The organism is Flavobacterium sp. CECT 9288 (assembly GCF_918731615.1).
GTDB lineage: Bacteria > Bacteroidota > Bacteroidia > Flavobacteriales > Flavobacteriaceae > Flavobacterium.
In genome coordinates, this window is sequence record NZ_OU957226.1 from 419,818 (window position 1) to 433,942 (window position 14,125).

Annotated in this window: 9 protein-coding genes; 4 read left to right on the forward strand and 5 right to left on the reverse strand. The window is 33.8% G+C overall.

What is annotated here, in order from left to right; translation table 11 throughout:
* Positions 1-21 precede the first annotated feature (21 nt).
* Together LQ189_RS01840 and LQ189_RS01845 are read right to left on the reverse strand one after the other, a co-directional pair.
* Complete coding sequence (locus LQ189_RS01840; RefSeq protein ID WP_230154032.1) at positions 22-1,176, reverse strand: 5-(carboxyamino)imidazole ribonucleotide synthase; 1,155 nt, start codon at positions 1,174-1,176, stop codon at positions 22-24.
* Positions 1,177-1,279: 103 nt separating this feature from the next.
* Positions 1,280-1,813: a hypothetical protein gene (locus LQ189_RS01845; protein ID WP_230154033.1), complete on the reverse strand. Its 534-nt coding sequence runs from the start codon at positions 1,811-1,813 to the stop codon at positions 1,280-1,282.
* Between the two features lie 106 nt (positions 1,814-1,919).
* On the opposite strand from LQ189_RS01845, the gene hpt reads away from it, so the two are divergent.
* The 4 genes from hpt to obgE all read left to right on the forward strand — a co-directional run bounded on the left by hpt (position 1,920) and on the right by obgE (position 5,428).
* Positions 1,920-2,450 (forward strand): hypoxanthine phosphoribosyltransferase, encoded by a 531-nt coding sequence (gene hpt, locus LQ189_RS01850; RefSeq protein WP_230154034.1) that lies wholly within the window; start codon positions 1,920-1,922, stop codon positions 2,448-2,450.
* A 12-nt stretch (positions 2,451-2,462) separates the two neighbouring features.
* A complete protein-coding gene (locus LQ189_RS01855; RefSeq protein WP_221916351.1) occupies positions 2,463-3,035 on the forward strand; it encodes an adenylate kinase in 573 nt (190 codons plus the stop codon).
* 52 nt (positions 3,036-3,087) lie between these two features.
* On the forward strand, positions 3,088-4,362 hold the full coding sequence (locus LQ189_RS01860) for a hemolysin family protein (protein WP_255667775.1): 1,275 nt from the start codon (positions 3,088-3,090) through the stop codon (positions 4,360-4,362).
* Positions 4,363-4,426: 64 nt separating this feature from the next.
* Positions 4,427-5,428 (forward strand): GTPase ObgE, encoded by a 1,002-nt coding sequence (obgE, locus tag LQ189_RS01865; RefSeq protein ID WP_230154036.1) that lies wholly within the window; start codon positions 4,427-4,429, stop codon positions 5,426-5,428.
* 65 nt (positions 5,429-5,493) lie between these two features.
* On the opposite strand, the gene LQ189_RS01870 is transcribed toward obgE, so the two are convergent.
* From LQ189_RS01870 to LQ189_RS01880, 3 genes are all read right to left on the reverse strand, one after another.
* Entirely contained in the window at positions 5,494-12,000 is a 6,507-nt protein-coding gene (locus tag LQ189_RS01870; protein ID WP_230154037.1) for a carboxypeptidase-like regulatory domain-containing protein, read from the reverse strand.
* A 225-nt stretch (positions 12,001-12,225) separates the two neighbouring features.
* On the reverse strand, positions 12,226-12,687 hold the full coding sequence (locus tag LQ189_RS01875) for a DUF962 domain-containing protein (RefSeq protein WP_230154038.1): 462 nt from the start codon (positions 12,685-12,687) through the stop codon (positions 12,226-12,228).
* A 209-nt stretch (positions 12,688-12,896) separates the two neighbouring features.
* The gene (locus tag LQ189_RS01880) at positions 12,897-13,886 is read right to left on the reverse strand and encodes a glycosyltransferase family protein (RefSeq protein WP_230154039.1); all 990 of its coding nucleotides are present in this window, start codon (positions 13,884-13,886) and stop codon (positions 12,897-12,899) included.
* Positions 13,887-14,125: the final 239 nt, after the last annotated feature.

Genomic DNA, 14,125 nt, shown 5'->3' on the forward strand with positions numbered 1-14,125 from the left:
AACTGAGACTATCAACTGAAACTAAAAACTAATCACTCTTATACTATTCTTAACTTCTTCCGCAATTCTTCTCGCTTCAACCATGTTTGCATTTACAATCGTAACATGACCCATTTTTCGGAAGGGTCTTGTTTCTCTTTTGCCGTAAATGTGAGGTGTAACGCCGTCAATTGCCATTATTTTTTCGATATTTTCATAAACTACTTGACCCGAAAAACCTTCTTCGCCAACCAAATTTACCATAATTCCGGCGACTTTGCTATCCGTATTTCCTAAAGGTAAGTCTAAAATGGCGCGTAAATGATTTTCAAATTGAGAGGTGTAACTTGCTTCAATAGAATAATGCCCTGAATTGTGTGGTCTTGGAGCGACTTCATTGACTAAAATTTCATCGTCTTCGGTTTGAAACATTTCTACAGCTAATAATCCAACGTGATCAAACGCTTCAGAAACTTTTAACGCTATTTCGATTGCTTTTTGGGCAACTGTCGAATCAATTCTGGCGGGACAAATCACATATTCAACTTGATTGGCTTCGGGATGGAATTCCATTTCAACAACAGGATACGTTTTTACTTCGCCCGAAGCAGAGCGAACAACAATAACTGCCAACTCATTTTTGAACGGAACCATTTGTTCCGCTATGCATTCAACATCTGGTAATTTAACTAAGTCTATTGCTGAACGGCACACTTTTACACCGTTTCCATCATAGCCAAATTGAGCACATTTCCATACAAAAGGAAATTCTAATTGGTCTTTCTCTAATGATTTTCTCAAATCATTTAAATCTACAAATCGTTGATGAGGTGAAGTTGGAATGTTATTTTCGACATAAAAATCTTTTTGATGACCTTTATTCTGAATCATTCGCAATGTTTTTGGCGATGGGAATATTGGTAAACCTTCTGATTCTAGTGCGTCTAAAGCATCTAGGTTTACATTTTCAATTTCAATAGTTAATAGATTTGCCATTTTTCCAAATTGATAAACGGTATCATAATCCATTAAACTTCCTTGGTAAAAAGCATTGCAACTGTATCTTGCAGGTGATTCTTCATTTGGTTCTAAAACCAAGGTTTGTATGTCAAACTTTCGGGTATCGGTCAATAGCATTTTGCCTAATTGTCCACCTCCTAGAATTCCTAATTTAAAATCAGATGAAAAGTAGTTCATTGTGTTGTTGTTTTATTTCTTTACAAATAACGTGTTGCGGTTATTAGTAAGTAGTAGTTGTGTGTGTCGCAAAGATACTTGTAAAAGGTCAAACCGAAAAATGCTAAGCAATTTTCTTCATGATTTCTCTTGCAACGGCTTTGTAAGCGGAAGAGAATTTAGTGTAATCATCAGTTAGTATTCTGGCCAGATTAGCATGGATTTCTGTATTTTTTTTACCCATTTGGTAAAGTGTTCTTATGGCATAAGCCTTTGTGGCTACTTTTCCATCAGGGTCTATGAGCCAGTCATAGCTACTTTCTATCAAGAGTTTTTCTTGTTTCTCGTTAAGGGAAGCATGCAGTGATAGAAACATGCAAATTTTTGATATGGATCTTAAAGCACTGTAGTTTGTATATAAAGGTAAGGTCTCACAAAATTGATCTAAATAATTAAAAAGTAGATGCAAGTCTTTTTCTAAAATCATTTCCAGGATCCAACAAGCTTTGTGATGATTTTTGTCTGATGTTGAAAGAACAATTTCAAAAAAATCTGGCATCAAGTCTGGATTACTCAAAATGTATTGAGAATTTACTGCTCTGCTAGCTACATGAGCCGTGCTTTCTTGTATTTTTTGATATAACTCTTGATTTACCATAAATGAATTATTTTAATTTTTAAAGTATACCTATTCTTGTAACAATTATTCTAAGATGTAAAGTGAGAAATTGCTATCTTTGCCCATTATTTTAAATACAAAAATAATGATACAACTTCACGATAAACAATTTGTTCCATTTATTTCGGCAAAAGAAATTGATTTTGCTATAGCTAAAATGGTATCACAAGTTGAGGCAGATTTTGCTGATGAAACGCCTATTTTTGTAGGAGTGCTTAACGGTGCTTTTATGGTAGTAGCTGATTTTGTAAAACAATATAAAAAACCATGTGAGGTTTCGTTTATAAAAATGGCTTCGTATGAGGGTACTTCAACAACGAATGAGGTAAAGCAATTGATAGGAATTAATCAAGATTTTACTGGTAGATCTGTTGTTATTATTGAGGATATAGTAGATACTGGGAATACTTTGGTTGAACTAAAAGAATTGTTTAAAAAACAAAATGTGAAACATTTTAAAATTGCAACACTTTTTTTTAAGCCTGAAGCATATCAGAAAGACATCAAAATTGATTACATCGGAATTCGAATTCCTAATAAATTTATTGTAGGATACGGTTTAGATTATGACGGACTTGGAAGAAACTTACCTGAAGTATATAAATTAAAAGAATAACTACAAAACAACATGATTAATATCGTTTTATTTGGCAAACCAGGAGCTGGAAAAGGAACTCAAGCAGAGTTTTTAAAAGAAAAATATAAGTTAACTCACATTTCAACTGGTGATGTTTTTAGATTTAATTTAAAAAATGATACCGAGTTAGGCAAACAAGCCCGTGTTTATATGGATGCAGGAGATCTTGTGCCTGATGAATTAACTACTAAAATGCTAATTGATGAAGTCAATAAACATCCAGATACAAATGGTGTTTTATTTGACGGGTATCCAAGAACACTTTCTCAAGCAGAAGCATTAGATGTTTTTTTAGAATCTATTGGGTCAAAAGTTGCAGCTACAGTAGCGCTAGAGGCTGACGACGAGATTTTAATTCAGCGTTTACTTGAAAGAGGTAAAACAAGTGGTAGAGTTGATGATCAAGACGAAGAAAAAATCAGAAACAGATACCAAGAGTACAATGAAAAAACCGCTCCTTTGATGGATTTTTATAAAAATCAAAACAAGTTTTTCATCGTAGACGGGATTGGTTCCATTGCTGAAATTACGGAAAGAGTAAGTGCAGTGATTGATAATTTATAATTGATAATTTCAAATACGCAGAACAAGAGATATAAACGAATCCATTAAAAAATTGGAAATACTAATAATATTTTTTCTGATATTACTAAACGGAGTGTTCTCAATGTCAGAAATAGCATTGATTTCAGCTCGAAAAAACCGATTAGAGACAGCAGCAAAAAAAGGCAATAAAAGTGCTAAAATAGCATTGGATCTTGCAAATTCTCCCAATAAATTTTTATCAACGGTACAAATAGGTATTACTCTGATTGGGATTTTAACGGGTATTTACAGTGGTGATAAGATTACTCAAGATGTAGAAATTTTTGTAAGTGGTTTTGAATTTTTAAAACCCTACGCACAGCCAGTTTCAGTAGGTTTAGTTGTGGTAGTATTGACTTTTTTCTCTTTGGTTTTAGGGGAATTATTACCTAAACGAATAGGACTAAATCATCCAGAAGGGATTGCTAAGGCAGTTGCTTTGCCAATGAAAATGGTATCTATTGTGACAGCTCCTTTTATTTGGCTTCTTACTACATCTACAGATTTTTTATTAGATGTTTTGCAAATTAAACCAACAGCTGATGGAAAAGTAACCGAGGAAGAAATAAAAGCTATTATTAAGGAGGGAACTGAGGGCGGAGAAGTTCAAGAAATTGAACAAGATATTGTGGAGCGTGTTTTTCATATTGGCGACCGAAAAATCAATTCTTTAATGACACATCGCAAGTCAGTGGTTTTCTTGCCATTGCATGCAGATAAGGAAAAGGTAAGAGAGTTTATGCTCAAGGAATTACACTCAATCTATCCTGTTTTTAATGAAAATTACGATGACATAGTAGGTGTGGTTAACTTAAAAAATATTTTTGCTCATTTTGAAAACGATGAGTTTAATTTAGCATCAATCATGACCGAAGCTCCTTTTATGATGGAGCAAACAACTGCCTATGTCGCGCTAGAAAATTTCAAGAAATCAGGGATTCATTATGCATTTGTGTCTGATGAATATGGTGTTTTTCAAGGAGTAATTACATTGAATGATATTCTTGAAGCATTGGTAGGTGATGCTTCTGATTTTTATAAGGATGATTTTCAATTGATAGAAAGAGAAGATGGTTCTTGGCTTGTAGATGGCCATTATTCGTTACATGACTTCTTGACTTATTTTGAATTGGACGAATTAATAAATGATTATGAAGTAACTACGCTAAGTGGTTTAATAATGACTGAACTGTCACACATACCCAAACAAGGTGAGAAATTGATTTGGCAAAAATTTGAATTGGAGGTTATCGATATGGATGGTGTGAAGATTGATAAAGTAATGGTGAAAGCCTTAAAAGATTAAAATAGTTTTACGCTAGTTAGTTAATTACTATTTAAACTAGAATTAAAACTGAATACTAAAAAAAATGACTGAGGGAAATTTTGTAGATTACGTTAAAATATATGTTTCATCTGGAAAAGGTGGAAAAGGATCTACGCACTTGCATAGAGAAAAGTTCATACAATATGGTGGACCAGATGGTGGTGATGGTGGAAGAGGTGGACACGTTTATCTTGTAGGGAATAAAAGTTTATGGACGCTTTTTCATTTGAAATTTGCAAGACATATCAAAGCAGGAAATGGCGGCGATGGAAGTGGAGATAGGAGTACTGGAGCTGATGGGGAAGATAAATACATTGAGGTGCCACTTGGTACTGTAGTTAAAGATAAGGAAACAGGAGAAATTTTATTTGAAATTACTGAGGATGGCGAAAAACAAGTCCTTTCACGCGGTGGCAAAGGTGGATTAGGAAACTGGCATTTTAGAAGCTCAACCAATCAAACGCCACGATACTCTCAGCCAGGTTTGCCAGGAGTAGAAATGGATGTTATTTTAGAATTGAAGGTACTTGCTGATGTAGGTTTAGTTGGTTTTCCTAATGCAGGTAAGTCAACTTTATTATCTGTTTTGACTTCGGCTAAGCCAAAAATTGCTGATTATCCTTTTACAACTTTAAAACCTAATTTAGGAATTGTGGCGTACAGAGATTTTCAATCTTTTGTTATTGCTGATATTCCGGGAATTATTGAAGGAGCTGCTGAGGGTAAAGGTCTTGGACATTATTTTTTAAGACACATTGAGCGTAACTCTACATTGTTATTTTTAGTTCCTGTTGATACACCAGATATCAAAGGAGAATATGATATTCTTGTGAATGAGTTGACCAAATACAACCCAGAAATGCTAGATAAAGAGCGTTTATTAGTTATTTCTAAATGCGACATGCTGGATGATGAGTTAAAAGCAGAATTGAAAACAGAACTTGATGCGTCTTTCAAAGATATTCCGTATATGTTTATATCTTCTGTAGCGCAACAAGGACTTACAGAATTAAAAGACAAATTGTGGAAAATGTTGAACGACTAATTTCACTTTTTTAAATTGTAAATCCGCTTCAAGAAATTGAAGCGGATTTTTTTTGTGGCATATATTTAGTTTTTAACTTTTATACGAATCCCTTTGGTATGACTACTGAATTCTGGGGCGTACATACTTTGAATAGTTGTAATTCCATTTGAAAATGCTCCCGCATTATTGACGCGAATATCATATTCTAATACATAGGTTCCTTTGTTTATGGAGTCAAAAAAGAAATGAGTCGCAGCATCTTTTGTACTGTTGTAAAATCCTAATCCTCCTTTGTATTGGTATTCAGATAGTACATTTACGGGTTCAAAACAAGAGGCTCTTAGGTCTTTTAAATGAACAAATTCCATGTCTTCCTTTGCCGTAATGATTAATCTTACGGTAACTAAATCTCCAATTTGTAATGGAATTGCTGCATTTATTTTTTGTAAAACATCACCATTAGCTGTGTTTTTTTTGATGAACAATTCTTTTGCAACCGATAAAATACCTCCCGAATTATTTTTTATTTGATCTAATTCTTCAAAATATTGCCAATAGATTCCGCCAAATCCAGGGACATTTGATTTGTTTTGAATGCTAATAGTTCCCATTTCTTTTTTGATTTCATCTGATTTCCAGTTGAGTTTTACATAACCAGTTTCGGCCTCTTTTTCGTTTTCGGAGAGTTTTTTGGTAAGTATTTTTTCGTCACCAATTTTGATCACGGTATTGTCTTTTACACTCAACCAATCGGTTCCTTGCATTAGTAGTGCGTAGACAGCCTCGGTCGTTGCTTTTGTGGTAGGCCAATTTTTAACTTGTTTGTTTTTTAACAACCAAACTTTCATTTCGTCTACTGCTTTCTTGTCGTTTGTCACTTCGGCGAAAGCCTCAATGAGCAAAGCTTGCGTTTCAATAGGTGCTTGATGCCAATACCAGCCTGCTTTGTTAGCAATCCAGTACATGCCCCAATCTTCATTGTTAGAGGCTGTTTCTTTTAAGCTTTCTATTATTTTTTTTGCGGTATCTTTTTCACCAAATCGATTTAATGTTATGGCTGCCAAACCTTTTTCGTATAAGGAATAGGATAGCCAATCTTTTTTTGCGGTTTCTATATACCATTTTGAGACTTTCTTTATTGTATCAGAAAGAGGTTGCTGCTCAACATAAAAACTACGCGTATAGAGGTAATGCAATTCAGAGTACGGATTGTGCCAAATTATTTTTTCTGATGGAGTTGATGCTGCCATTCTATTCTTATGTTGCTCTAAAAACTTTTGGTCTAAAAATGGAATACCTGTTTTAGCAATTTGTGCTATTTTTTCAGTACTGTTAATAGTTGTGCTTAATTTTGATAAATGCCCTAGACCTGCTAAGATATGTCTTGTAATGTATTCGCTTTCATTTCCGCCGTCAAACCAGCCAAAGCCTCCGGAAGGTTTTTGTTTCTGTTTTAATTTGGAAAAAGCAATTTCTTGCGCACTTTTCATTTTTTCTAAATCAAAAAGTAAAGCTAGGTTTTTCTTTTTCTCGGCATCACTTTTTGCATCATTGATCCATGGTGTTTCGGCTAGAATTATTGACTTTAATTCTTCATTCTCCTCCAGTTTGGAGTCAGTTTTTTTGTTTGCTGTCCAAGTTTTAAAAAGACTTTCAATTTTTGGATTGCTTGAAATGATTTCTGACGCCAACGCATTCGAATAGAAACGTGCAAATGTTTGTTCAGCACATTCGTGTTCGTATTCCATTAAGTATGGCAAGGATTGTATGGCGAGCCAAGTAGGATTTGAGGTGTACTCAAAGGTAAATTGATGGTTTTTTAAAGTAGTAGAGGTGTTGTTTTTTAAATTTTCAAGTGAAAACTCTTTCTTAGAATTGTCTCTTACCCAAATAGGAATGCTCTCTGTGACAAGCAAGTTGTTCGTTAAAACGGGTACAATGTTTTCCTCGCCATCTGAAAAGTCTCCTGCTTTTGCTACTATTTTATATTGAACTCCTTGTAAACCTTCAGGAATATAGATTTTCCAATTTACAGATGTATTGCCAAATGCTGCAATAGTGAAGTTTTTGACGGTGTTATTATTTGCCATTTTAACATCAACTTCTTGCATGGTAGTAGCATCAAAAAGTTGTAAAACGGCCATTCCTTTTTTAGTTTCATTGGTGATGTTTGCAATTTTGGCTGTAATCACGATTGAATCTTTTTCTCGAAAAAAACGAGGAAAATTAGGAGTAATCATCAGTTCTTTTTGAGTAACGGTCATTTTTTCTAAATACCCTGAAACAGCGGCTTTGTTATGAGCTAACAAACGTAGTTTCCAACTGGTTAAAGCCTCTGGTGTGCTAAAACTGAAGCTCAGTTTCCCTTTGTCATCGGTTTTTAGATGTGGGTAAAAGAAAGCAGTTTCAGATAGATTTTTTCTTGCTTTTACTTGTGTTAAGGCTTCAAGTGCTTTTTTGGTAGTGATGATGATGACTCCGTTTTTGCCTTTTTCGCCATATAAAGCTATGGCTTTGTCGGCTTTTAAAACTTCGATGTCAATAATGTCATTTGGTGCAATTGATTTTATTTGCTCCATGGTCATGGGTACTCCGTCAACGATACAAAGTGCGTCAATGGATGCAGATGTACTGTTCGCACCTCTAATAATTATTTTATTTGCTGCTCCGGATACTTGTAAACCTTTTACGGTTCCGGCTAGCTGTTTGTCTATTCCTGCGGTAGCGTAAATGGCGTTGTCTGGTGCTTCTTCAACAACTGCGGCTACACCAGTTGACGCTTTACCTTTTTGACTGCCATATCCCGTAATCACTACTTCTTGTAAACTTGAGCTTGACTCTTCAAGTTGAACATCAATTACCTTTGTGGTTACGGTAATTTTTTTTGCCTCAAAACCAATATAGGAGAAGGTTAATTCTTCCCCTTGTGCAGCTTCAATCTGGTAATATCCATCAAAATCTGATTGTGTACCTCGATTTGTTCCGTCAATTTGGATTACAACTCCTGGAAGAGGTTCGTTTTTATCAAAAACATAACCTGAAATCATTTTGGCATTCAGTGGTTTTTTACTTTTATTGTTGATTTGCTTGCGGTATTCGTCAATATTTTTTGAAGTAAAGGAGTCATTAAAGTCAAAACCAAACCACATTAAATTCGTGTTTTCAATATCAAAGGTAATGCGATTCAAAAAGGGATTTAAATTTAAAAGTGTAATGTATTCTTTATCAAAACCCAAACTATTTTTGAAGCGTAATGAATTCGAGTAGTAGTTATTTATTTTTAATTCACTCCAGTTTTTCTTCGTAAACTGGTCAAGAGAGCTGTCATACATTGAGGCTAAAATTTCAGCTTCTTGAATGGTATTGGATGATTTTAATTGGAAAGACCAATTTTCATTACTTCCAGGCTCTATTTTATTTCTAAAACTTTCTATGGAGAAATTTAAACTAGGTTCTACCTTTTTTAAGTAAATCTCTAAACGATCTTGGAAAGTGTTATTTTCAAATACAGATTCAAAACCAATACAGATTTCATTTTCGAATTCATTTTTTAGAGGAATTTTGATAATAGTTTCGTTGTTTTCTAAATGAAACACATCTTCAAAATAGATATAGCCATGATAGTTTCCTGTTGTGTTGATGTACAAATCAGGTATAGTAGAGGATAGTTTTACCAGCACAAATCCATCTTTTTTTGGATCTTCATTAAGTTGTTTTGCCGTAAATAATTTGCTGGAATCAAATTTGTCTTTACTTTGAATGATTTGAAAATTTGAACTCGTTTCTATTGGATTATTAAAGTTGTCTACAGCTGAAAAAACTACTCTGTAATTACCAGATTTATAATCAGAAATAAAATCTAAAATTAATTCCTTATCCTTTTCAGTATTCACTTTTTTAGAAAAAACTAAGGTTTCGGTTGGCTTTACTGCATTTTGTTTTTCGTTCAATTCATAAGGAAAAAGTCTTTCAAATTCCTCATCAGGAATAGATACAATTTCTGGTTGACTAAAAATTCTAGGTTTAAATTTAGTGGCAAACGGACTAACATAATACAGTTTAATCTCTCCTTGCGTGGGAATAAATGCGTTGTTAAGATTGGTGCTGTTTAATGTGATTTGGTTTTTATCACTAGTTTTTATACTTGGCTGTACCGATGCCGTTAACTTTAAAGTGTGGTACCCAACAATCACTTCTGTTTGAGTTGTGTGTGTTTCACCATTAATGTCAGTAACAGTTGCATGGATGAGGTATTTAAAAAGTGGAAGCTCTTCTTTGCTTATGTTGTTTGAGGGATTGGCTATGAAATTGATTTCGAATTTTCCTGAAGCATCGGTTTTAGTATCGCCAATTAAAATGGATTTTATTTCATTATCAAAATTAAAATCGTATCCATTTCTGCCAGACAAAGTAATTAATTTCACTTCGTATTTAACGATAGCATCTGATATTGAACTCCCCGAAAAAGCTTTGGCTTGACCTGTTGCCAAAATATTTTGATTGACTTGATACGTTTTGGTAAACGGCTCAAAAGTCACTTCAAATTTGGGACGTTTGTATTCTTCAACTTGAAATGTAGCAACACTATGGTTGAATTCTACAACATCCCAAAATGGATGTTCGTCCTTTATGGTGTCATAAATTACATCTTTTTCATAATCATCGGGTTCTTCAGCCTCTATCCTAAATTCACCGGTTAAACCTGTTTTTGGGATATTAAATTCTCCAGAAAAAGAACCAAATTCATTTGTAGTGACATCAAATTCTTTGAAAGTCTCATAGTTTGCATTTTTTAGTCGAATATGAAAACTAGTTTTGGATACAACTTGAGAGGTGTTATTGTTTTTTTGGAATGCAATCCCTTTGTAGTAAACAGTTTGTCCGGGTCTGTAAATAGCGCGGTCTAAAAAGAATTCTACCATTGCCTCTGGGGCATCATCTTTAATTTCGTAATCATAGGTATTGTAAACATATTGTTTCTCTAATGATAAAGTGTCATTCTTAAAGGAGAATTCTATGATTTCATCATTGTCATTGTCTTTTTCTTTTGGTGCGATTGCAATTCCCTTCTTGTTAGTGGTTAGTGTTTCACGTGGTGATTTAACAGAAACATTTTCAAGAGGTTTCCCTGTCTTTCTGTCTAAAACTTGGTACCAATGCATATTATTTTTATGCGTGGCCAATACAGCAATATTAGTAACAGTTAGAGTTTTAAATGCATAGGCTTTTTCATTTGCATCAAAAGAATCACTTTCTAGATATACTAAATAAGTTCCTGTCTCTAGTTGTGGCAGGAGGATTTCTGTAGTGTATTCATAATAATCTTTTTTGTTTTCTAAATCATAATCTCTAGTTGCAATTTCTTTTTTAGCTCTAATGGTTTGAACTAAGCTATCTTTGTTATAACTCGCGTTTTGTAAAATTTGATTTGTTTTTTGGCCTATTTTATAAAATGTAACCTTGAGTTTGTTTACGTTTTTGTATTGTACAAAGGCTCTAGTATTTTCATTGGTATAAGACTGTTTTTGAAGTTGAACTGTCAGTGTTTTTAATGTGGTTGCATGGTGCAGTTGTACTGCTTGTTTAAAAGCATTAGTCCTGCTGTTGTTTTTTATAATGCTATCCAGTAATGCGAGTGCTTTTTTATTGTAATCAGGAAAATTCTTTTTTGAGGCATTTGCAAGAAGGATACTAGCGTTTTCTATTTGAATTTTTTCTTTGCTAATGGTGTCAGTGGGTTTCGTTTTGATTTGGTTTATGAATTTCAAATATAATTCATGTGAAATATTTACGTAAGCCTGGATGAATTTCATGCGGGTGAGTTGCTTCTCACTAGTGCTGTGTTCTTTTTCCAGTTCTTGGTATAACTGAAGTACAAGTTTTATAGGTTCCTTTTCTAAAAAATCAAAATTTAATTGTACAAATTTTTCTGAATCCTGAAAAAGTTCTTCCTTCATGGCTTGCAGCTGTTTGTTATTTCTGCTTTGCCAATAATTAAGATTTGTTTTAAGATAGTCTATGTTTTCACCCAATATATAAGCATATAAGGATTCATTTGTGTCTTGGTTTTTCGAAAAATCAAATACTGCTTCATATTGTGTTAATGGTGTTTTTTTTAAAATGGTTTCGTCTGCTAGCGTTTTTGATATCGAAGAAGAGATCTCTTTTTCGAAGTCTTTAGCAGTCCAAGTCAGAAAATCATCCTCAAGACTAGTCGTATTTGTTCTATTGTATATCAAATAGGAGTTTTTATTTTTATACGCTATTAAACACTTCGCATACACTAAATTCAAAATTGCTTTTGAAGGTATCGTTGCGGTATTTATTTCGGCTTTAAGATTGCGAATGATTTTACTTTGTGCATCTTCTTCAAGAACTTGCAGGTATTTTGACTTGTAAAAAAAACATTTAATGATTTGAACTTCATTATTCTCTTTCTTTGCTTTTTTGTAAATAGCATCAACAAGTTCAGTTGATGTTTTTATTTTGCCTTTATTTTCTTGGACTAGGATCTGTGACCATTTCTTTTCATATTGCTGAGAGAAGGCGGTTACTGTCATAAAAAATAAAATTAAGATGTATTTTTTCATTGTAAATGGCTGTGTCTATTAAAGTTTTGTCTTGATTGAATTGCGCTACAAATTACACTTTTTTTGAATGCAATTTATAAAGAGTTTACTAGATTTTTTTTGGGACTGCTAGGCATAAAAAAAACAGCAACTTTATTGTTTAAGTTGCTGTTTTATAATTTTTTGATCCTCTCCATTTACTCTTTTGAAGAAACAAAGTAGAAAAATTTCTTTTTTATATTATTCTTATTTGGTGCTAAACACCGAGTGTATTACCCATGCAGGACCAATTAATAAGAATTGTAGATCTTTGATAAAGGATGGTTTTTTACCTTCGATTTTGTGGCCATAAAACTGTCCAATCCATCCTACGGTGAATACAATTATAGAAAACCAAACTAGTGGTACGTATTGGGAAACTAAATAATTTCCGATGAGACAAATAGCTGTAAAGAAGGTCATTTTTAAACCCATTACTAAGGAAAGTCTAAAGTAAAAAAACAAAACAAGTAGTAATGCTACAAAAGCCCAATTGGCAAGCGCAGGATTTAGGGAGGCTAGGGGAGATAAAACGCCACTTGGGATACTCATGAACAAACCTACCACCGAGAAAAAGATAAGTGGTACACAGATATAATGAATCTTTTTATTGGTCAGGTTCTTGTGGCTTACGCTATATTCCTCAAACCATTCTGCTAGTGTTTTCATAATTTATTTTTTACTAAAGTAATAAAAAAATTAGATTTTGCTAAAATATTTTATTTTTTGCTGTTTGGATATAAGGTTGTTATAGCTATTTATTGCCGTTTTTGAATGAGGGATAGAAAGGGAAATCCTTTTTTGCGTTTTTTTCGCAAAAAAGATTGTACTGTATAGCCCGACCCGCTTTTTTTGCGGGGCATTCCCCAAAATTAATTTTAATCTCGATAGGTATCAAAAAGGTATTGAAGCGTTTCGGGAATATTATTGGCCTGCATTTCGGGATAGGTAATTTTGAGGTTTAGCCAGTTTGAAATTATACTATCAAATTCTTTATCGACGGTATACACTACCGGAACGCCAAGTTTTTTTAATGCTGCGGCGTTACATTCTTGCTCGTAATGATTGCGAATTGGGATACTCAATACTTTCTTCTTGAGGTATAGTGCTTCGGCAGGAGTTTCAAAACCGCCGCCCGTAATAATTCCGTCACAAGTGATGAGGCTCTTATTGAATTGTTTTTGGTTAACGGGATAATAGGTAATATTTTGAATGGTGTGTTTGTGAGTTACGCTGCTAAGGAACCAATGAAATGTTACATCGTGTAACTTTTGAAACGCTTTTTCGAGACAGTCTTGGTCAAAAGATGGTAAATAAACAGTGATATGTTGTAAATTTTGGGGATTGGCTTCAATTATTTTGTCCTTGATCATGGGAGGCCTTATGAAGCTGTCGTAGTTTTCAAAGTGCAAGCCAATGTTCTTTGGCGCTTTAGCATAATGCTGTAAAATGAGTTCGCCCATGATGTTTTTTTTATCGGGTCTGGGAGTGTTTTTAGAGAGGAAACTGGCTTGATGTCCCAATTGAACCGAATGGACGTTTTGCATTTTACAAGCTAGAGATGTGATGGCGTCAAAATCATTGATTACCACATCGTAGTCTTTAAGTGGTAGTGCATCAGCGTCTTTATAGATTTGGCGTGGTTTTATGTTTTTTGCAATATTCCAGTAATCGAGTCCGCCACACTTACTGTAGTACAAACTGCAACCATTGCTTTTATAGCGAATAGGTATTTTAAGATCTAAGCTTGCATTGTTGCCACTCAAGAAGAAATCTACTGTGCCGTATTGAAGTAAATATGGGTATAATTGTGTAGCTCTACTGATGTGGCCGTTTCCTGTGGCTTGAATGGCATAAAATATTTTCATATTGTTTTTTTGGTTGCGAAAAATAGACCCTCATTACTAATTCATTTATCCTAAGTTGGCTTTGTGGCAAGAACTTTGTTTGTGAAATAGCAGTATTAATAACATGACATATAATCTCTAGCTAAAGTAATAGTAACATGTTATGGGAAAGTTTTTTTAAGTTTTCTATTTCATTATACTTTTAGTTGTAATGTTGGCTCATAATCTTTTCACATCCTTATATAAATTTCTTATTTTTG